Source organism: Kitasatospora sp. NPDC004745 (genome assembly GCF_042873275.1).
In the GTDB taxonomy this organism is placed as follows: Bacteria; Actinomycetota; Actinomycetes; order Streptomycetales; family Streptomycetaceae; genus Kitasatospora.
The window spans coordinates 25,315-43,975 of the sequence record NZ_JBIALK010000031.1 but is presented as its reverse complement, the minus strand read 5'-3'; the positions used below and the strand labels follow the sequence as shown (position 1 = coordinate 43,975).

The 18,661-nt window shown below is 75.3% G+C and carries 14 protein-coding genes; 6 read left to right on the top strand and 8 right to left on the bottom strand.

Annotated features, from left to right (window positions below; all coding sequences use genetic code 11):
* Window positions 1–293: 293 nt before the first annotated feature.
* Window positions 294–1,535: an Ig-like domain-containing protein gene (locus ACFYUY_RS34350; RefSeq protein WP_387906546.1), complete on the bottom strand. Its 1,242-nt coding sequence runs from the start codon at window positions 1,533–1,535 to the stop codon at window positions 294–296.
* A gap of 328 nt (window positions 1,536–1,863) precedes the next feature.
* Between ACFYUY_RS34350 and ACFYUY_RS34345 the strand changes: the two genes are divergently transcribed.
* Window positions 1,864–3,132, top strand: coding sequence for a helix-turn-helix domain-containing protein (locus tag ACFYUY_RS34345; RefSeq protein WP_387906543.1), 1,269 nt, complete (start codon window positions 1,864–1,866; stop codon window positions 3,130–3,132).
* A 24-nt stretch (window positions 3,133–3,156) separates the two neighbouring features.
* On the opposite strand, the gene ACFYUY_RS34340 is transcribed toward ACFYUY_RS34345, so the two are convergent.
* Window positions 3,157–3,648, bottom strand: a complete 492-nt coding sequence (locus ACFYUY_RS34340; protein ID WP_360209850.1) for a DUF1269 domain-containing protein — start codon at window positions 3,646–3,648, stop codon at window positions 3,157–3,159.
* A gap of 244 nt (window positions 3,649–3,892) precedes the next feature.
* On the opposite strand from ACFYUY_RS34340, the gene ACFYUY_RS34335 reads away from it, so the two are divergent.
* From ACFYUY_RS34335 to ACFYUY_RS34325, 3 genes are all read left to right on the top strand, one after another.
* Window positions 3,893–4,840, top strand: a complete 948-nt coding sequence (locus tag ACFYUY_RS34335; protein ID WP_387906540.1) for a polyphosphate kinase 2 family protein — start codon at window positions 3,893–3,895, stop codon at window positions 4,838–4,840.
* A gap of 51 nt (window positions 4,841–4,891) precedes the next feature.
* Entirely contained in the window at window positions 4,892–7,654 is a 2,763-nt protein-coding gene (locus tag ACFYUY_RS34330) for a cation-translocating P-type ATPase (protein WP_387906538.1), read from the top strand.
* A gap of 122 nt (window positions 7,655–7,776) precedes the next feature.
* Window positions 7,777–9,612: a SulP family inorganic anion transporter gene (locus ACFYUY_RS34325; protein ID WP_387906535.1), complete on the top strand. Its 1,836-nt coding sequence runs from the start codon at window positions 7,777–7,779 to the stop codon at window positions 9,610–9,612.
* Between the two features lie 7 nt (window positions 9,613–9,619).
* On the opposite strand, the gene ACFYUY_RS34320 is transcribed toward ACFYUY_RS34325, so the two are convergent.
* Both ACFYUY_RS34320 and ACFYUY_RS34315 read right to left on the bottom strand, forming a co-directional pair.
* Entirely contained in the window at window positions 9,620–10,528 is a 909-nt protein-coding gene (locus ACFYUY_RS34320) for an MBL fold metallo-hydrolase (RefSeq protein ID WP_387906533.1), read from the bottom strand.
* Window positions 10,529–10,598: 70 nt separating this feature from the next.
* Window positions 10,599–11,912 (bottom strand): MFS transporter, encoded by a 1,314-nt coding sequence (locus ACFYUY_RS34315; protein ID WP_387906531.1) that lies wholly within the window; start codon window positions 11,910–11,912, stop codon window positions 10,599–10,601.
* A gap of 237 nt (window positions 11,913–12,149) precedes the next feature.
* Between ACFYUY_RS34315 and ACFYUY_RS34310 the strand changes: the two genes are divergently transcribed.
* Window positions 12,150–12,701: a TetR/AcrR family transcriptional regulator gene (locus ACFYUY_RS34310; RefSeq protein ID WP_387906613.1), complete on the top strand. Its 552-nt coding sequence runs from the start codon at window positions 12,150–12,152 to the stop codon at window positions 12,699–12,701.
* On the opposite strand, the gene ACFYUY_RS34305 is transcribed toward ACFYUY_RS34310, so the two are convergent.
* The 3 genes from ACFYUY_RS34305 to ACFYUY_RS34295 all read right to left on the bottom strand — a co-directional run bounded on the left by ACFYUY_RS34305 (window position 12,698) and on the right by ACFYUY_RS34295 (window position 16,142).
* Complete coding sequence (locus ACFYUY_RS34305; RefSeq protein WP_387906529.1) at window positions 12,698–13,450, bottom strand: hypothetical protein; 753 nt, start codon at window positions 13,448–13,450, stop codon at window positions 12,698–12,700. The two genes, ACFYUY_RS34310 and ACFYUY_RS34305, sit on opposite strands and share 4 nt — an antisense overlap.
* Window positions 13,447–14,736 (bottom strand): 2-isopropylmalate synthase, encoded by a 1,290-nt coding sequence (locus ACFYUY_RS34300; RefSeq protein WP_387906526.1) that lies wholly within the window; start codon window positions 14,734–14,736, stop codon window positions 13,447–13,449. The genes ACFYUY_RS34305 and ACFYUY_RS34300 overlap by 4 nt, the downstream gene beginning before the upstream one ends.
* 215 nt (window positions 14,737–14,951) lie before the next feature.
* Window positions 14,952–16,142: an agmatine/peptidylarginine deiminase gene (locus ACFYUY_RS34295; RefSeq protein ID WP_387906523.1), complete on the bottom strand. Its 1,191-nt coding sequence runs from the start codon at window positions 16,140–16,142 to the stop codon at window positions 14,952–14,954.
* 239 nt (window positions 16,143–16,381) lie between these two features.
* Here ACFYUY_RS34295 and tatA point away from each other — a divergent pair, with 239 nt between their 5' ends.
* The gene (tatA, locus tag ACFYUY_RS34290) at window positions 16,382–16,690 is read left to right on the top strand and encodes a Sec-independent protein translocase subunit TatA (RefSeq protein ID WP_387906520.1); all 309 of its coding nucleotides are present in this window, start codon (window positions 16,382–16,384) and stop codon (window positions 16,688–16,690) included.
* Between the two features lie 178 nt (window positions 16,691–16,868).
* On the opposite strand, the gene ACFYUY_RS34285 is transcribed toward tatA, so the two are convergent.
* Entirely contained in the window at window positions 16,869–18,638 is a 1,770-nt protein-coding gene (locus tag ACFYUY_RS34285; RefSeq protein ID WP_387906517.1) for a protein kinase, read from the bottom strand.
* Between the last annotated feature and the right edge of the window lie 23 nt (window positions 18,639–18,661).

Sequence of the window (18,661 nt, the reverse complement as noted above, 5' to 3'; positions counted from 1 at the left end):
GCGGCTTCGACTCCAGGCGGCGGCACCGGCCCCGCTGAATCGGCCAGCCGCTCGCCTCCGGCGATCTGGGCCTCGGCGACCCGATCGTCTCGGACACATCGGAGCGCGACGGGAGGCCGGCCGAGGCGGGGCGAAGCAGCGCACCCGGGGGGTGGGGGCGAGGATGTCGGCGTCAGAGCCGACGGGCGGCGCGGTGCGGGCCGGCGGCTGAGTGCCGGCCCGCGCCGTGGGTGGGGCCTTCCGGTGGCCCGCCGCCGGGTGGGGTGGCGCGGCGGCGGGGCGGGTGTCGGGGGTTACCAGGTGGTCCAGGGGAGGTTCCAGCCGCCCAGGCCGTTGTCGGGGGCGACGGGCTTCTCCTTGGTGTTCACGATCTTGACGACGTCGCCGATCAGGGAGTCGTTGAAGAGCGCCCCCGCGGGGGAGGTGTCGCTGCCGCCCTCGGTGTCCTTGAGGGCGATGCAGCCGTGGCTGGTGTTGGCCTTGCCGAACAGGTCGCCCTTGTACCAGTAGTTGCCGTGGAGGTAGGTGCCGCTCCTGGTCAGGCGCATCGCGTGCGGGACGGCGGGGATGTCGTACTCGCTGCCGAGGCCGACGGTCTGGGAGTTCATGTGGGTGACCTTCTCCTTCGACATGATCACCATGGTGCCTCCCCAGGACGGGTGCTTGTCGTCGCCGAGGGTGGCGGGCACGGTGGTGGTCCTGCCGTCCCGGACGATCGTCAGCTGGTGCGTGCTGGCGTCGGCGGTGGAGACCTGGGAGCGGCCGATGGTGAACGGCTCGTCCTTGTCCACGTCGCCGTAGACGCCGGGGGAGACCTCGACGCTCTTCAGCCGGTAGTGGATGGTGACCTTGGTGCCGGGCTTCCAGTAGTCGGCCGGGCGGAAGTCCAGCCGGTCGTCGCCGAACCAGTGGCCCTTCACCTCGGTGCCGTTGTCGGTCTCGAAGGTGATGCCCTTGGCGACGGCCTCCTTGTTGACGATCTTCGAGCTGAAGTCGACCTTGACGATCATGCCGACGCCGTAGGTGGAGCCGTCGGCGATGTTGTCGTTGGTGGAGACCTTCTTACCGGGCGTCAGCGTGGTGAAGGCGGTGGTGGTGGCGGCCACCAGGCCGTCGGCGTCCTTGGCCTGGGCGTTCACCGTGTAGGCCGTGCCGGGTGCGAGTGCGGCGGCGGGCTTCCAACCGGTGCCGTCCGGGGCGATCGCGCCCTGGACGGGCTTGCCGTCCTTGTCGGTCACGTCGACGGTGGTGAGCTTGCCGTTCGAGACGGACACCTGGAGCGCGTTCGGGGCGGCGCCCTGGGTGCCGTCCTTCGGCTCGACCGCCAGCACCGCGGCCGACGTCTTCGGCGCGGCTGCGGCCGCGGAGGCGGACGCGGCCGTGGGAGCCGGGTCGGCCGCCGTGCCGCTCTTGCCCTGGTCGTCCCCGCAGGCCGCGGTCATCAGCAGGACCCCGCCCATCGTCAGCGCCACCGCGCCGCGGTGGAGACGGTCGGTGGTGCGTATGGCGGCCCGGGCCGCCCGAACAGTGCTCACAGTTGCTCCCTCTCGGTGTTCGTCGCCAGCTTGTCCGCCGCTCCGTCCCGGCCACAACGGCCGACGGTCGATCAGGGACGCTGGGACGCCCACACCTGCTGTGACCTGGGAAGACGTAAACTTCCGGGGACGCGTCAGCGGGACGGCGGAACCGCGGGACGGCGTCCCGCGTGCTGTCAGCGGAAGCTCACGCCGAGAACTCCCGGCCGTCGGGGGCGGGGCGGGGCAGCCGTGGGACGGCGCCGAGCCCGCCGGCCGACGGCGGCCGGGTGCGGGGCACGGTCACCGCGGGCGTCACCAGCGAACAGGGCCGAAGGGAAGCGGGACGTTGAGGGAGACGGAGGAGGTCGCGCAGCTGCTGCAGGAGCTGAAGAGCCGGTCGGGGCTCAGCTACGGCGGGCTGGCGAAGCGGCTGCACCTGAGCACGTCGGCCCTGCACCGCTACTGCAACGGCGATGTGATGCCGACGGAGTTCGCGCCGCTGGACCACCTCTCGCGGGTGTGCGGGGCCACGCCGCAGGAGCGCGTCGAGCTGTACCGGCTGTGGCTCGTCGTCCGTGCGACGCGGGGGACCAGGACGACCTCCGCCCCGGGGGCGTTCCCGGGCCGGGAGGAGTCCCCGGAGACCCTGGCGGCCCGGGAGCCGGCAGAGTCCCCGGCACCGGCGGAGGCTTCGGAGCCGGAGCCGGAGCCGGAGCCGGCAGCGGCCCCGGAGCCCGCGGCCCCCGCGGTGCCGCCGGCCCGGCGGCGCGCCCGCCGGCGGGGCGTCCTCGCTGTGGTGACGGTCATCGCGGTGCTGCTCGCCGTGGGGGCCGTCGCCATCGGTCTGCGGAGCCGTCCGGACGGCAGCACCGACCCCGCTCGCGCCGCCGACGTGAGGCCGCTCGCGGGGCCCCCGTCGGTGGCAGCGTCCACCGCGCCGCCGTTGTCCGTCGCCAGGGCGGGGGCCGGGGCGGGACCGTCAGGCTCGACCGGGGGGACGGACCCGAGCACCAGCGCCCCGATCACCGTCGCCGTCCACCCGTCCGGCTGGAACACCGGGTGCGACCAGTACGTGGTCGACCGCCCGCCGTCCGAGGTCCCGCGGCCGCCCGCGGTTGCCGACGTGCCGGGCTGGGTCTCCCGGGTCGGCGCGGTGCCGGGCCGCTCCCAGTCGGTCAAGCTCACCATCCAGGGCACGAGCCTGGACACCGTACTGCTGACGGGCCTCAACGTCCGGGTCACCCGTGTCGCTGCGCCCCTCGCCTGGAACGCCTACTCCATGGGCGAGGGCTGTCCCAGTGGAGTGGGCGCCAACTCCTACGCCGTCGATCTGGACGCGGCGCGCCCCGTGCCGGTCGTGGCCAAGGGCAGCGGCGGGCTGCCGGTCAGGGTGACGGAGAGCGACCCGGTGGTCATCGAGGTCACCGCCGAGACCACCGTCCACGACGTCAGCTGGTACCTGGAGCTGGAGTGGGCCAGTGCCAACCGGAAGGGGATGGTGCCCGTGGACCTCGGCCAGGGCACCCCGTTCCGCACCAGCCCGGTGAAGGGCCGGCCGCTGTACGTCCACCCGGCCGACGGGCACGCCTGGGAGCCGGCACCGCCCCCGCGGTGAGGGCGGGGGCGGGGGGTGCGGGGGCTATTCGCCCTCGGTGAAGGCCTCGCGGAGGCGGGCCTCCTGCTCGGCGGAGAGGTTGGTCTGCAGGAGGACGGCGTGCTGGCCGGCGAAGGCGGAGTGGACGCGGTCGAGGACGGCGTCGGAGGTGAGGGCGAAGAGGGCGGAGCTGCCGGGGGTCACCTCGTCGCGGAGCTTCTTGATGAAGTCCTCGTCGATGCCGAGGTGGGCGAGGTGGCCGCCGAGGGCTCCGCCGGCGGCGCCGACGGCCGCGCCGAGGAGGGGGACGAAGAAGATCATTCCCAGGAGGAAGCCCCAGAAGGCGCCGCCCACGGCGCCCATGCCGGTCATGTCGCTCAGGTGGCGGGTGCGGGGCTTGCGGGCTCCGACGGGCCAGCTGACCACGGCTCCGTCCTGGACCTTGATGAGCTCCTGGCGCTGCAGGTCCTTCAGGGTGTTGAGGGCTTCGTCGGCTCCGGTGGCGGTGGGGAACCGCCAGACCGTCAGTGTCGCCATGGTGGTCTCCGATCGGTGGGGGAGAGGGAGGGGAGAGGGCAGGGAGGGGAGAGGGAGGGGGAGGGGAGGACAGGCCCATCGTCGGGGCCGGGCCCGGGGGCCGCCACGCGCGGGGCCCGGACGGGGGACGGCCGCGCCCCGGACGGGCGGCTCCGGATTGACGGGCGGGCCGGGGGAGCACAGCGTGGCAGGTGCTGGCGTGCTGGCGTGCCGGAGCGGTGGAGCGGAGAGGACGGTGCCGGTGATGTCGGACGGTCGGACGGCCAAACGCATCGCGAAGTTCGTCGAGCCGCTGCGGGTGGAGCCCGGGTCGCGGGTGGACCTCGCGGAGGACTTCGACCCCCGGTTCAAGGCGGGCCTGAAGAAGCGCGACGGCGCGGAGCTGCTGCGCACCGGGGTGTCGCTGCTGTCGGAGTACCAGGCGCGGCTGGCGGCCCAGGACACCTACGGGGTGCTGTTCTGCCTGCAGGCGATCGACGCCGGCGGGAAGGACGGGACGATCCGGCACGTGATGAGCGGGGTGAACCCGCAGGGCGTCCGGGTGAGCAGCTTCAAGGTGCCGTCCGCGGAGGAGCTCGACCACGACTACCTGTGGCGGTACGCGCGGCGGCTGCCCTCGCGCGGGGAGATCGGGATCTTCAACCGGTCGCACTACGAGGAGGTCCTCGTGGTGCGGGTCCATCCGGAGAACCTCGACCGGCAGAAGCTCCCGGAGGAGGCGAAGGGCCGGAAGGTCTGGCACCGCCGCTACCGGGAGATCAACGACTGGGAGCGCTACCTGACCGACAACGGGATCAGGGTGGTGAAGGTCTTCCTGAACCTGTCCGAGGAGGAGCAGCGCACCCGCTTCCTGAAGCGGATCGACCTCCCGGAGAAGAACTGGAAGTTCTCCGCGGCCGACATCCGCGAGCGCGAGCGGTGGGACGACTACCAGGAGGCGTTCTCCGACATGCTGTCGGCCACGAGCACGCCGTGGGCGCCGTGGTACGTCGTGCCGGCGGACCGCAAGTGGTTCGCGCGGATCTGTGCGGCGGCCGTGCTCGCCCACACCCTGATCGGGATCGATCCGCAGTACCCCACGGTCGACGCGCAGGCCAGGAAGGAGCTCCTGGCGGCCAGGCGGCAGCTGGAGCGGGAGGCTCCCCGGGGTGCCGCGCGCGATCCGTACGCGGCGGAGCACCGGAAGGGCTGACACCGCCGGGGGCGTCCGCCCGCGCGGGCGCCCGGACCCTGAGGAGTGGAGATGGCGGAGCAGGCCGACCCGTCCGGAGCGCCGGTGGGTGCGGGGGCGTCCCCGACGCCCTGGTACGCGCGCCCGCCGGCGGAGGTCGCCGCCGCGCTGGGGGTGGACCCGGCGACCGGGCTCACCGCGGCGCGGGCGGCCGAACTGCTCGCCGCGCACGGGCCGAACGCCCTGCCGGAGGAGAAGGCGCGGCCGGGCTGGCTGCGCTTCCTCGACCAGTACCGCAGCTACATGCAGATCATCCTGGTGGCGGCGGCGGTGGTGTCGATGGCGATCGGGGAGTGGGCCACCGCGATCCTGCTGGTCGTGCTGACCCTGTTCAACGCGGTGGTCGGGCTGCGGCAGGAGGGCAAGGCCGAGAGCGCGATGAACGCGCTGAAGTCGATGATGCGGGCGACCGCGCGGGTGCGGCGGGACGGGACGGAGGCGGAGGTCCCGGCCGAACGGCTGGTCGTGGGCGACGTGGTGCTCGTCTCGGCGGGCGACGAGGTCCCGGCGGACGGGCGGATCGTCGAGGCCAGCGCGCTGCAGATCGACGAGTCGGCGCTGACCGGTGAGAGCGTCCCCGCGGTGAAGGACGCCGGCACGCTGGCGGCGGGCCCGCTCGGCCCGGGCGACCGGACCAACACGGCGTTCATGAACACCCCGGTCACGCACGGCAGCGGACTGCTCGTCATCACCGGGACCGGCGTGGACACCGAGCTGGGCAAGATCTCCGGGATGCTGTCGGCCACCGAGAAGGAGCAGTCGCCGCTGACCCGGGAGCTCAACACCCTGACGCTCTGGATCGCGGCGGCGGCCGGCCTGACCATGATCGTGATGTTCGCCCTCGGCCGCAGCCGCGACCAGGCCTGGGACGCGCTCTTCGTCAGCGCGGTCTCGCTGGCCATCGCGGCCATCCCGGAGGCGCTGCCCACCGTCAGCCAGGTGATCCTCTCCGTGGGCAGCCTCAACCTGGCCAAGCGGCACGCGATCGTGAAGGAGCTGCCGTCCGTCGAGACGCTCGGCTTCACGTCGGCGATCAACTCCGACAAGACCGGCACCCTGACGATGAACCAGATGACGGTCGTCGAGGTGCTCAGCCCCACCGACCGCTACACCGTCTCCGGGACGGGCTACCGCCTCGACGGGAGGGTCCACCACGCCGCCGGGTCCGCGGCGGGCATCGAGGACGCCATCCTGCCCTACCTGGTCGCCAACGACGCCAAGCTGGTGGGCGGCGAGGTCGTCGGGGACCCAACCGAGGGCGCCCTGCTCGTCCTCGCGCACAAGGCCGGGCTGGACATCGAGGCCAGCCGGGAGCGCTTCCCCCGGCTCGCCACCCTGCCGTTCGACCCCGGCTACAAGCTGATGGCCACCTTCAACGAGGCGAAGGACGCGGACGGCCGCCCGGTGGTGCGGTGCTTCGTCAAGGGCGCTGCGCCCGCGGTGACGGCCCGGGCCGGCACCGCCCTCGCGGACGGCCGGGTCGTGCCCTGGGACGGCGACCTCGGCGCCCGCGCCCTGGCGCAGACCGAGCGGATGGGCGGCGAGGGGCTGCGGGTGATGGCCGGGGCCGTCCGGGACCTGGACCCGGCGGACTTCGACCCGGACGGCGACCTGCTGGCGCTCGTCGTCGACCTGCGGATGACCAGTCTGGTGGGCATGGTCGACCCGCCGCGCGAGGAGTCGCGGGCCGCGGTCGCCGACGCGCAGGCCGCCCACATCCGGGTCCGGATGGTGACGGGTGACGACGTCACCACCGGGGCGGCCATCGCCCGCCAGCTCGGCATCGAGGGCGAGGCCGTGCTCGGCGCCGACTTCGCCGCGCTGCCGGAGCACGAGCGGCTGGCGCGGATCGACGACATCGGGGTGGTCGGCCGGGTCGCGCCGGAGCACAAGGTGCTGCTCGCGGCCACGCTCAAGAAGAAGGGCGACGTGGTCGCGATGACGGGCGACGGCGTCAACGACGCGCCCGCCATCAAGGCCGCCGACATCGGCATCGCCATGGGCAGCGGCACCGACGTGGCGAAGAACGCGAGCCGCATGGTCCTCGCCGACGACAACTTCGCCACCATCGTCTACGCGGTGGGGGAGGGGCGGAAGCTCTATGACAACCTCACCAAGTACATCCGGTTCGTCCTGGTGCTGCTGGTGACGTTCGTGCTGACCTTCCTCGGCGCGGCGGTCCTGAACATCGCGGCGGGCGAGCCGTTCACCCCGGCGCAGGTGCTGTGGGTGCACTTCGTGGTCAACGCCCCGTTCGGCTTCGCGCTGGGCTTCGACCGGGAGAGCCCCGGACTGATGCGGCGCACCCCGCGTCCGCGCGGCGAGTCGGTGCTGACCGGGCCCGTCGTGGTCACCGTCGGTCTCGCCGGGCTGGCCGTCACCGTCGCCCTGCTGCTGCTGATCAAGCTGGGCGAGGCGCACTACGGCAGCGTCGCGGTCGGCAACTCGATCGCGTTCACCGCCTTCGCGCTCTGCCTGATCGTCGCGGCCTACGAGTGCCGCAGTGAGCGCGGTTCGGTGCTGACGGTCGCCACCTTCGACAGCCGGCAGATGAACCTGGCGGCCCTGGCGGAGTTCGTGCTGGCGGTGCTGGTCACCCAGATGGACGCGTTCCGCCGGATCCTCGGGACCACCGACATCGACGTCCGGCAGTTCGGGTGGGCGCTGTTGGCCGCGGTCGCGCTCCTGCTGCTGTGGGAGCTGGGCAAGCTGCCGGCCCGCCGACGGGCTCCCGCCGGGGCCGGGGCCGGGGCGGGGGCCGAGCCCGGTCCGTGAGCGGTGGTGGCCGGTGGGCGGGCGGTGGTGGCGGGTCCGTGAGCGGTGGTGGTGGGTCCGTGAGCGGCGGCGGTCCGGGACCGCAGGGTGGTGCTCGGGGGCCTGGTGACGGAAGGAGAGCGATGGCTGCGGGCGGTCCCGGCGGAGGGTGGCGCCGGGTGGTGCCGGCCCTGCCGGGGCTCGCGGTGCTCCGCCGCTACCGGCGGGACTGGCTGCGGGGCGACCTGCTGGCCGGCGTCACGGTGGTCGCCTACCTGGTGCCGCAGGTCATGGCGTACGCGAGCGTCGCGGGCCTGCCGCCCGTCACCGGGCTGTGGGCCATCCTGCCGGCGATCGTGCTGTACGCGTTGGTCGGGTCGTCCCGGCTGTTGTCGGTCGGGCCCGAGTCGACCACGGCGCTGATGACCGCCACCGTGGTCGGGCCGCTGGCCGGCGGGGACCCGGCCCGCTACGCCGTCCTGGCGGCGGGTCTCGCCGTGGTGGTCGGCGTGCTGTGCGTGCTGGCGTGGCTGGCCAGGCTCGGCTTCGTCGCCGACCTGCTCTCGCGACCGGTGCTGATCGGCTACCTCACGGGCGTGGCGCTGATCATGATCGTGGACCAGCTGTCCAAGCTGACCGGCGTCGACGTGCGCGGCGAGGGGTTCTTCCCGCAGCTGGCGTCGTTCCTGGGCGACCTCACCGAGGCCAACCTGCCGACCGTCGCCTTCAGCGCCGCCACCCTGCTCTTCCTCCTCCTGGTGGCCCGCCTCCGCCCCGGGCTGCCCGGCCCGCTGCTGGCGGTCGTGCTCGGCACGGCGGTCTCCGCGGCGTTCTCGCTCGAGGAGCACGGCCTCGCGGTGATCGGCGGCATCCCGGCGGGGCTGCCCGCCCCCCGGCTGCCGGACCTGGGCGACCTGTCCCGGCTCGCCCTGCCCGCGCTGGGCATCCTGCTGGTCGGCTACACCGACTTCATCCTGACCGCGCGCGCCTTCGACGGGCCCGACGGGGAGCGGCGCCTGGACGCCAACCAGGAACTGCTGGGCCTCGGCGCGGCCAACCTCGGCGCCGGCTTCTTCCAGGGCTTCCCGGTGAGCAGCAGCGCCAGCCGCACCGCGCTGGCCCAGTCGGCGGGAGCGCGGAGCCAGCTGTACGCGCTGACGGCCGGTGTCGGGGTGGTCGCCGTCCTGCTGTTCCTCGGCCCGCTGCTGCACGACACCCCGGACGCCGTGCTGGGCGCCCTGGTGGTCTTCGCCGCGCTCCGGATGATCGACGTCGCGGGGTTCCGGAGGCTGGCCTCCTTCCGGCGCCGCGAACTGCTGCTGGCCGTCGGCTGCACGGCGGGCGTGCTGACCCTGGACATCCTCTACGGCGTGCTGGTGGCGGTGGGGCTGTCGGTGGTCGAGCTGCTCAGCAGGGTCGCCCGGCCGCACGACGCCGTGCTCGGCCTGGTGCCGGGCGTGGCCGGGATGCACGACGTCGACGACTACCCCGCGGCGCGGACCCTCCCCGGGCTGGTGGTGTACCGCTACGACTCCCCGCTGTTCTTCGCCAACGCGGAGGACTTCCGGCGCCGCGCGCTGGCGGCCCTGGCCGAACAGCCGGGGCCGGTGCGGTGGTTCGTGCTCAACACCGAGGCGAACGTCGAGGTGGACATCACCGGACTGGACTCGGTGGACGCCCTGCGGGTCGAACTGGCCTCCCGCGGGGTGGTGTTCGCCCTGGCCCGGGTGAAGCAGGACCTGCGGGACGAGCTCGACGCGTACGGGCTGAGCGCGTCCGTCGGCGCCGACCGGATCTTCCCCACGCTGCCGACGGCGGTGGCCGCCTACCGCTCCTGGGCGCGGGGTGCCGGGACGGACGGTGCTCCGGACGGTGACGGGCCGGCCGATGGGCCGGGCGACGGGGCGGACGATGCGTGGGGTGACGGGCCGGCCGATGGGCCGGGCGACGGGGCGCCGGGTGGGCCGTCGCCCTCGTGACCGGAGGTCAGGCCGTGCGGGCGGGGACCGCGTCGAGGCGGTAGCCGTCGGCGTGGGGGACGACGTGGCCGGCGGTCGGCGGGGCGAAGTGGGTGCCGAGGACGAGGGCGTCGGTGCCGGCGAGGGAGGCCAGGAGGGCGCGGCGGGTGGCCTCAGACTGCCGGGGGTCGATGTCGACGCAGGCGCCGACGGCGGGGTGGGCGAACTGGACGGGGTGGTGGACGCAGTCCCCTGTGATCAGCGCCGTCGCGCCGCGGCTGGTCAGTTCGACCGCGACGTGGCCCGGGGTGTGGCCCGGCGTGGGGAGCAGGCGCAGGCCGGGGAGGACCTCGGTGCCGCCCTCGGCGACGTCGACCGGGTCGAGCAGTCCGGCCCGCTCGACCGGGAGCACGGAGTCCTCGAACATCTGCCGGCGGGCCTCCTCCATGGGGTGGGCGGCCCAGAACTCGCGTTCGGTGCGGCTGGTGACGTAGCGGGCGTTGGGGAAGGTGGGGACCCACTGGCCGTCGACCAGGCGGGTGTTCCAGCCGACGTGGTCGGCGTGCAGGTGGGTGAGGATCACCAGGTCGACGGTGTCGGGGGCGAAGCCGGCGGCGGTGAGGCGCTCGAGGAAGTCGGTCCGCAGGTCGTGCCAGGCCGGGTTGGCGCGCTCCTTGCCGTTGCCGATGCCGGTGTCGACGAGGACGCGCAGCCCGTCGACGACGAAGGCGAAGGTGTGGCTGTCGATGTGCAGGGTGCCGTCGGCGCCGGCGAAGTGGGGGTGCAGCCAGTCCTGGGCGGTCACCAGCTCGGGGGTGGCGTCGGGCAGCAGCCACTGTCCGGTGGCGGGCGGCAGGGGGATCTCGTCGACGCGGTGGACGGTGAGGTCGCCGACGGTCCAGGTGGGGGCGGTGGTGGTGGCGGGCGTGGTCGGCATGGTTCGTCGGTCCTTCGGTTGCTCGGGCGGTTCGGTCGGTCGGGGTTCGGTTCGGCTGGTTCGGGTCGCTTCAGCGGAGGCGGTCGGGGGCCGGTGCGGCGGCGGGGTGGGCCGGGGCGGCCCGGCGCCGGGACACGGCGAGTGCGCCAAGGGCGGCGAGGGCGAGCAGGGCGGCGGCGATGCCGTAGGCGTGCGCGGTGGCCCCGAGCCCGTACGACCGGGTGGCGGCGCCCGCGGCGATGGCGGGCAGGCTCATGGCGAGGTAGCTGAGGACGTAGTAGGCGGCCAGGGTCGCGGCGCGGTCCGGCACGTCGAGGGAGCCGAGGAGGAGGCGCAGCGCCCCCTGGGAGACGGCGCCGAAGGCCGTGCCGGCGAGGGCCGCGCCGGCGTGGACGGCGGGGAGCCCGGCGCCGTGCATCCCGAGCAGGGTCAGGGCGGTGGCGGGCGGGACGGCCAGGCAGCCGCCGACCGTGGCGGTGAGGGGCGAACTGCGGCGCAGCGCCCACACGGTGAGCGCCGCGGTGGCACTGACGGTGAAGAAGACCAGGCCGCGGGCCGACTGCGGGGCGTCGGGGGCGACCAGCCGGACGAGCGCCGGGCCGAGCGAGGAGTAGAAGCCTCCCAGGGCCCACACCGCGACGACTCCGGTGCCGACGGCCAGCAGCGTGCGGCGGGCGGTGGGCGGGAGGGCGAGCCGTGGGCTCAGGGAGCGCAGGGCGCCCGGGCGGCGGCGCGCCGTCTCGGTGGTGAAGGCGACCGCGACGGCCTGGGCGGTGAACACGGCCGCGAGCAGGGCGTAGACGGTGACGGTGGGGGCGGGCGCGAACCGGACGAGCAGGGTGGCGGCGAGGACGCCGGCGGCCATGCCGGCGACCGGGGCGATGCTGTTGGTCAGCGCGGAGCGGCCCGGGTGCCGGGGGTGTTCCAGGTCGAGGAGGGCCGCCCCCGCGGCGCCGGTGGCCGTGCCGGTGGCCAGCCCCTGGAGGACCCGGGCGGCGAGCAGGGTGCCCGCGCCGTTCGCGGAGGCCAGCAGCAGCATGGCGGCGGCCTCGACGACCAGGGCGGCTGCCAGGACGGGGCGCCGTCCGAGGTGGTCGGAGAGCGCTCCGGTGGTGAGCAGTGCTGCCAGCAGGGCCAGTGCGTAGGCGCTGAAGACCGCGGTGACGGCGAGCGGGGAGAGGCCCCACTGCTCCTGGTAGAGGGGGTAGAGCGGGGTCGGGGCGCTGGAGGCGGCCAGCAGGGTGGCCAGTGCCGAGGCGTCGAGGGCGAAGGACGCCGCACGCCGGCCGGGGCGGGTGTGGCCGGGGCGGGTGTGGTCGGGGCGGCGGGGGCAGCCGGCCCGGAGGGAGGGGAGTGCGGGGGCGTGGGGCGTCGCGCTGGGCATGGGGGCTCCTTCCCGCTAAAGCGACTTGTTTGCGTTAAGGACACCGTAGGGGCGGGTGGGCGGTTAACGCAATCCCTTAGCTTTTGCGGTCCCAGCGCGCGTCGAGGCCGCGGCGAGGGCGTGGTGAGGCCGCGTCGAGGCCGCGGCGAGGGCGGTCCGGTGCGGCCAGGGGGGTGGCCCGAGTGCCAGCTAAACGCAAGGAATGTGCTTTAAGCTGGTGGCATGAGTCCTCGGCAGATGGTGCGCCCGGGCGGGCGCAGCGCCCGGGTCCAGGCGGCGGTGCACGAGGCCGTGCGCGACCTCCTCGCGGAGGTGGACCGGGACGCCCTGACCGTGCCGCTGGTCGCCCAGCGCGCCGGAGTCACCCCGTCGACGATCTACCGCCGCTGGGGCGACCTGCAGGAGCTGCTGTCGGACGTCGCGGTGGAACGGCTGCGGCCCGACACGGCGCCGGACGACCACGGCGACCTGCGCACCGATCTCACCGCCTGGGCCGAACAGTTCCTCGACGAGATGTCGTCCCCCTCCGGCCGCGCCTACATCCGCGACGCCCTGCTCGGCGACCCGGACGGCAGCAACGCCGGTCAGTGCTCGGCCTACGCGGCCGAGCACATCGGCGTCGTCCTCGCCCGGGCGGGCGCCCGCGGTGAGGACGTCCCCGACGTGGAGACCGCCATGGACCGCGTCGTCGCCCCGATGATGTACCGCATCCTGTTCCGGCCGACCGGGCTCGACGCGGCGTACGCGCGGCGGCTGGTGGCCGAACTCCTCGGCGGGGCCAGGTCCTAGGGGCAGCCGGACGGGCGCAGGCCCGGGTAGTGGGCGCGGACGTGGTCGAGGTAGTCGGCCGGGGTCGGGTGGCGGCGGTCCTGGGCGCCGTGGCGGTGCAGGTCGACGCGGCCGTCCGGGTGGAGCCGGAGGGTGGTGGTGGCCGCCCGGGGTGGCTGCCCGGAGCCGTGCCCGGAGGCGGGGCCGGAGCCGTCGCCGGGGTCGGTGAGCGAGGCGGCGCCGAGGACGGGGACGGCGGGCGGGAACATCGCGACGGCGTCGGCGGCCGTCGCCGCGGGCGGGCGCCCGGTGCGGTTGGCGCTGCTCACGTACAGCACCGGGTGGCCGGCGAGCAGCGGCAGCAGCGGGGCCCAGCGCGCACCGAAGAGCATGGTCCAGCCGTCGCGGGTGGCCGGGGAGAGCCAGCCGGGCGGGCGGGCGCCGGGGCGCAGCGGGGCCAGCAGGGTCACGCGCTCCTCGGTGAGCAGCCGGTGCGCCGCGGCGGCGAGGCCGGCGCCGAGGTCGAGGGCGGCGCCCAACGCGGCGAGCGTGTCGGGGTGGTGGGCCCAGAGGGCGACGGCCTGGCCGGCCGGGCGGTCCTTGGCCTCGTTGACGGCCTCCGGGTCGGTGCCGGCGACGACGTAGGTCAGCGGGGCCGGGTTCGGCAGCACGACGGCCGTGCCGCGTCGCAGGGCCGCGTCCGCGGCGTCGGCGTCGACGCTGCCCCGGTCCGCGGGCCCCGGGTCCGTGGCCGTCCGGCCGGCGGTCATGCGGAGGCCCCGGCCGGGGAGGTGCGGGCGTCGTCGGGGGCCTCGGAGGCGTGGACGGTGCCGGTGGCGCGCAGGCCGTCGAGGTAGGCGGCGAACGTCGTGTCCTCGACGACCGCCCGGCCGGTGCGGTAGGCCTGCCGCTTCGTCCACGCCGTCGCGGCCGCGGCCTGGTCCGGGTCGAGCTCGTGGCCGAGCCGGGCGGCGACCGCCCGGACGACCCGGGTGCTGGCCAGGTGGGTGAGCACCACCCGCGGGGCGATCCCGAGCAGCCGCTCGGGGTCGAACGGCTGGAACAGCTCGGGGTGGACGAAGGGCGTACCGGTGGAGATCGTGCCGACCCCGCTGCCCACCACGGGGGTGGTCACCGTCAGCGGGACGCCGGTCTCGTCGGCGACCAGCCGGGCGATCCGCGGCAGTGCGGTGAGGTCGGGGGCGGTCCACCAGGCGGGAGCCCCGGTGGCCAGCAGGTCGGCGGCCCGCGCCGGATCGTGGCCCAGCAGGAACAGCAGCTGCTCGGTGGCGGCCATGCCGCTGCGCTCGGCGAGGCCGAGCCAGGAGGAGGACACCACCCGGACACCGGACCGGAGTGCCTCCAGGGTGTTGGCGAGGCCGAGGCCGAGGTCGTTGTGCAGGTGGGAGGCCAGGACCACCTCCGGGCCGGCCGCGGCCTGCACGCGGGTGAACAACGCGGCCGCCTCGAAGGGGAGTTGGACGCCCACGGTGTCCGCCAGCACGATGGTGCCGGCCCCGGCGGCGGTCAGTGCGGCGGCGTGGGCGGCCATCAGGCCGTGGTCGGCGCGGGAGGCGTCCGCCAGGCAGACGTCGACGGCGACCCGCTCGTCCAGGGCGCGGGCGTCCCCGACCAGGGCCGCCGCCGACTCCAGGGCCGTGCGGGCCGGTCGGTGGGTCATGGTGCGGGCCATCGCCTCGGAGGCGGGCACCACCACCATGATCCGGGCACGGGCGGTGCCCCGGACCGAGGCGACCGCCTGCCGCACGTCGGCCGCCCGGCCGCGGCACACCGCGGCGACGCTGACCGCGCCCTCGGCCTCGACGGCCACCCGCCGCACCGCCTCGAACTCCTCGGCGCACACCGCGGGGAAGCCGGCCGCGAACACCACGTGCCGCGGGCCGTCGGCGCCGAAGATCCGCCCCTGCTCGCGGGCCAGCCGCACCCGGAACGCCGGCGACATCAGGGTCTTGGCCTGCGCGCCGTCCCGTGCCGACTCCTCCCAGAGCACCACCCGCCCCGCCCGTGCGGACTCCCGGACGACGTCCTGTTCCATCGCGACCCCCCCCATCGCGCCGGCCGGTAGGGCGGCCGACGCGTCGGCCCTCCACCCGTGGAGGGCGACCGGCTCCGGACTCTAGGCGGCACCCGGGTGTGCGCGGCGGAGAGTCGGCGGATTCGGCCCCGGGAGCGACGGAAACCGCCGTTCCCCTTGCCAGGCGGGGTGTTGCGGTGGCATGGGCCGGCGCCCCACCCCGCAGCGGTGCCCCGTCAGCCGGCGGGCTGGTCGTGGGTGGAGCAGTGGATGCCGCCGCCGCCCGAGGCGATGGCGTCGATCTGGAGCGGCACGATCTCGCGGCCGGGGAAGTGGTCGCGGAAGACCTCCTGGGCGTGGTCGTCGGCCCGGGGGTCGCCGAAGAGGGGCAGGTAGACGCCCTTGTTGCCGATGTAGAAGTTCATGTACGAGGAGACGAAGGCGTCGCCGCGGCCGGTGATCTTGTCCGGGTCGGGCTGGCCGATCTCGATGACCTTCAGCCTCTTGCCGGTGGCGTCGGTCGCCTCGGCCAGGACGGACCTGGCCTGGTCGGCGGAGCGGGACCAGACGTCGGCGGGGGTGCCGGGGAAGGCCCGGTCGAGGAAGACGACGCCGGGTGCGGCGAAGCGGGCCAGGCAGTCGACGTGGGCGTCGGTGATGTCCTTGCCCTTGACGCCGGCGAGCCAGATCACCTTGGTGACGCCGAGGACCCGCTTGAGTTCGGCCTCGACCTGGTCGCGGCTCATGCCGGGGTTGCGGTTGTCGTTGACGACGGAGCTCTCGGTGACCATCAGGGTGCCCAGGCCGTCGGTCTCGAAGGAGCCGCCCTCGGCGACCAGCCTGGTCTCGACGCGCTCGATCCCGTAGGCGTCGAGCACCGCCCGGGCGAGGCGGCCGTCGTTGGTGTGCTCCTGCTTGCCGCCCCAGCCGCTGAAGTTGAAGTCGACGCCCTTGACCTTGCCGTCCTCCTCCACGAAGACCGGCACGGTGTCCCGGGCCCACAGGTCGTCGACCGGGGTGGCGTGCAGTTCGACGCCGGTTCCGCAGGCGTTGCGGGCCGAGGCCTCCTGCCCGGGGCGGACGAGCAGGATCAGCGGTTCGCGTTCGGCGACGGCCCGGGCCACCTCGGCGATGTCCTTGCGGACGGACGCGAGCTGGTCGCCCCAGACGTTCCCGGAGGCGGGCCAGGCCATGAACGTCCGTTCGTGCTTCTCCCACTCGCCGCCGAGCCGGCGCCCGCGCGCCGGGGCGGGTGCCGGGGGTTCGGCCGACGGGGTGTCGGCGGGCCGGTCGGCGGTGCCGGAGGACAGCGCGGCCGGATCGGCCGGATCGTCGAGGGCTGCGCAGGCGGTCGCGCCGAGGGCGAGCACGCCGGCTCCGGCGAGGGAGCGCAGCACCGTGCGGCGGGCGAGCGGGGAGAGGGGCACGCTGTCCTCCGGTGGGGCTGGGGGGTGGTTCGGGTGCGGTGCGGTGCGCGGGCCGGGGTGGTGGCCCGGGCGGCGCCCGGCGGTGCCGGACACGGGTGGTCGGCGGCACCGGACTGAACTGTCGCATTGACTGAAAAATCAGTCAAGCTTACGGTGGGCGTCACCCCAACCACCCCGAGACGACCGGCCGCCGAGCGGGCGGCCCGGTCGCGGACGACGAAAGGCCGGGTGAGGCAGCCGTGCTTCGCAATGCTCTGGAGCCCTGGCACCTCCTGGTGCTGGTGGCGGTCGTGGTGCTGCTCTTCGGCTCCCGCAAGCTGCCCGACATGGCCCGCGGACTGGGCAAGTCGATGCGCATCCTGAAGGCCGAGACGGCGGCGATGCGGGAGGAGGAGAAGCCCGCCGCCGATGCGGCGGCAGCCGGCGCTGCCCCGGCCGCTGCCGCCCCGGTCGCCGGTGCGGCGGCCGGTGGCACCGCAGCCGGTGGCACCCCGGCCGGCGGCACGGTGGCCGGCGGTCCGGGCGAGCCGGCGCGGCGGCAGCCCTGACCGGTGCCCCTGCCGGGGGCCGGCCGTGCGCGGTGGCGGCGCCCCGGGGAGAGCCGTCGTCCGCCACCCCCGGGTGGCGGGCGGCGGCTCTCGGCCGTCGCGGGCCCGGCCACCGCGGTTCGGCCACGGCGGTTCGGCCGACCGCGGGTTCGGCCACCGCGCCTCGCCGGTGGCGGGCTCAGCCGTTGCGGCGGTAGCGGTCCAGGGAGACCCGGACCGGCCCGTCCGCGCCCGCGGTGGACAGCACCCGGACGATGGCGAGGTCCCGGCCGTCGGCCGAGCGGAGGCAGAAGGCCCCGCGCGGCCCGACCGCGCTGAACGGCAGCCGTGCGGACGGATGGCTGCCGAGCCCCTTGAGGCAGTCGGCCACGGTGAGTCCGGCGTCCCGGCCGATGAAGGAGTCGGCGTTCTCCGGGTAGAGGAACTCGCTCTCGTTGCGGCTGACGTACCAGGTGGCGCTGTCGGCCGGGACCACGGTGCCGGTGGAGAGGTCGAACTCGTAGCCGGAGTCCGTCGAGGCGAGTTCGACCGCGCGGTAGACGGGGGCGAAGTCCGTGGTGGGCACCGCCGAGGGGGAGGCGGTCGGCGGGGCGGAGGCCGTGCGGGAGGGCGTCGCGGGCGCGCCGGGCGCGGTGGGTGAGGTCGTCGCCGCGCCCGGCGCCCGGCCGCCCGGGGTGGCGGTGTCGGCCACCGGGTTCTCGGCGGGCGCCGCCTCCACCGGGTCCGGGTCGTCGAGCAGGAACACCGTGGCCGCGGCGCCGACGAGCAGGGCGACGGCGGCGGTCAGGGCCGTCCGGCCGAGGGCCCGGCTCCGGTCGTCCTTCCCGCGGGAGCCCCGGTGCGGTGCGGGCGCGGGCGCCGCGGCACCGGCGGCGGAGGAGACCGCTGCGGGGGCGGCGGCGAGCACGGTGGGCGTCGGGACCGGGGTGGCGCCGCCGTCCGGGGCGGTGGGGGCGAGCTGCGTCGCGGCCGTGGCCCATTCGGGGCGGGCCACCACGGCGGTGCGGGCCTCGGCGGGCACCTGCGGCAGGTCGGCGTGCCGGGTGAGCTGGCCGGCCAGCGGGTGCGGCAGCCAGTCCTCGCCGAACCTCAGGTGCCCGCCCACGGCCGGGTGGCCCTGGGCGGCGGCGATCACCTCGGCGGTGCTGGGGCGGTCCTCGGGCTGCTTGGCGAGGCAGCGCCGGAGGAGTTCGTGCAGGTCGGCGGGGACCCGGCTGAGGTCGGGGTCCTCGTGGACGGCCCGGTAGAGCGTCGCCGGGTCCGGTCCGTCGCCGAAGGGCGGGGTGCCGCCGGCGACGTGGACGGCCAGGGCGCCGAGGGCGTAGACGTCGGTGGCGGGGGTGGCGGGCCGGCCGGTGGCCTGCTCGGGGGCCATGTAGGCGGGCGAGCCGATGCGCAGTCCGGTGCCGGTGAGGGCGGCGGCGTCGGCCGCGCGGGCGATCCCGAAGTCGATCACCCGGGGGCCGTCGGAGGCGATCAGCACGTTGCCGGGCTTGAGGTCGCGGTGCACCACGCCGGTGGCGTGGATGGCCTGCAGGGCCTCGGCGATGCCGGCCATCAGCAGCAGGACGGTCCGTTCCGGGAGGGGGCCGAAGCGCTGGACGACCTGCTGGAGCGAGGGGCCGGGCACGTAGGTGGTGGCCAGCCAGGGCGTGGCGGCCTCCACGCCGGCGTCGACGACCTGCGCGGTGAACAGCCCGTGGATGAGCCGGGCGCTGGCCACCTCCTGGGCGAACCGGGCCCGGAACTCCGGGTCCTCGGCCAGCTCGGGGCGCACCACCTTGAGCGCCACCGGCCGCCCGCCCGGGGTGTAGGAGAGGTAGACCCGGCCCATGCCGCCGGCGCCGAGCCGGGCGTACAGCCGGTAGCCGCCGACCTCGCGCGGGTCGTCGGCGGTCAGCTCCTGGAAGGCCGGCGGCAGGGCGAAGGGGGGTCGGTCAGCGGACATGCGGGCTGCCTCTCTCGGCGGAC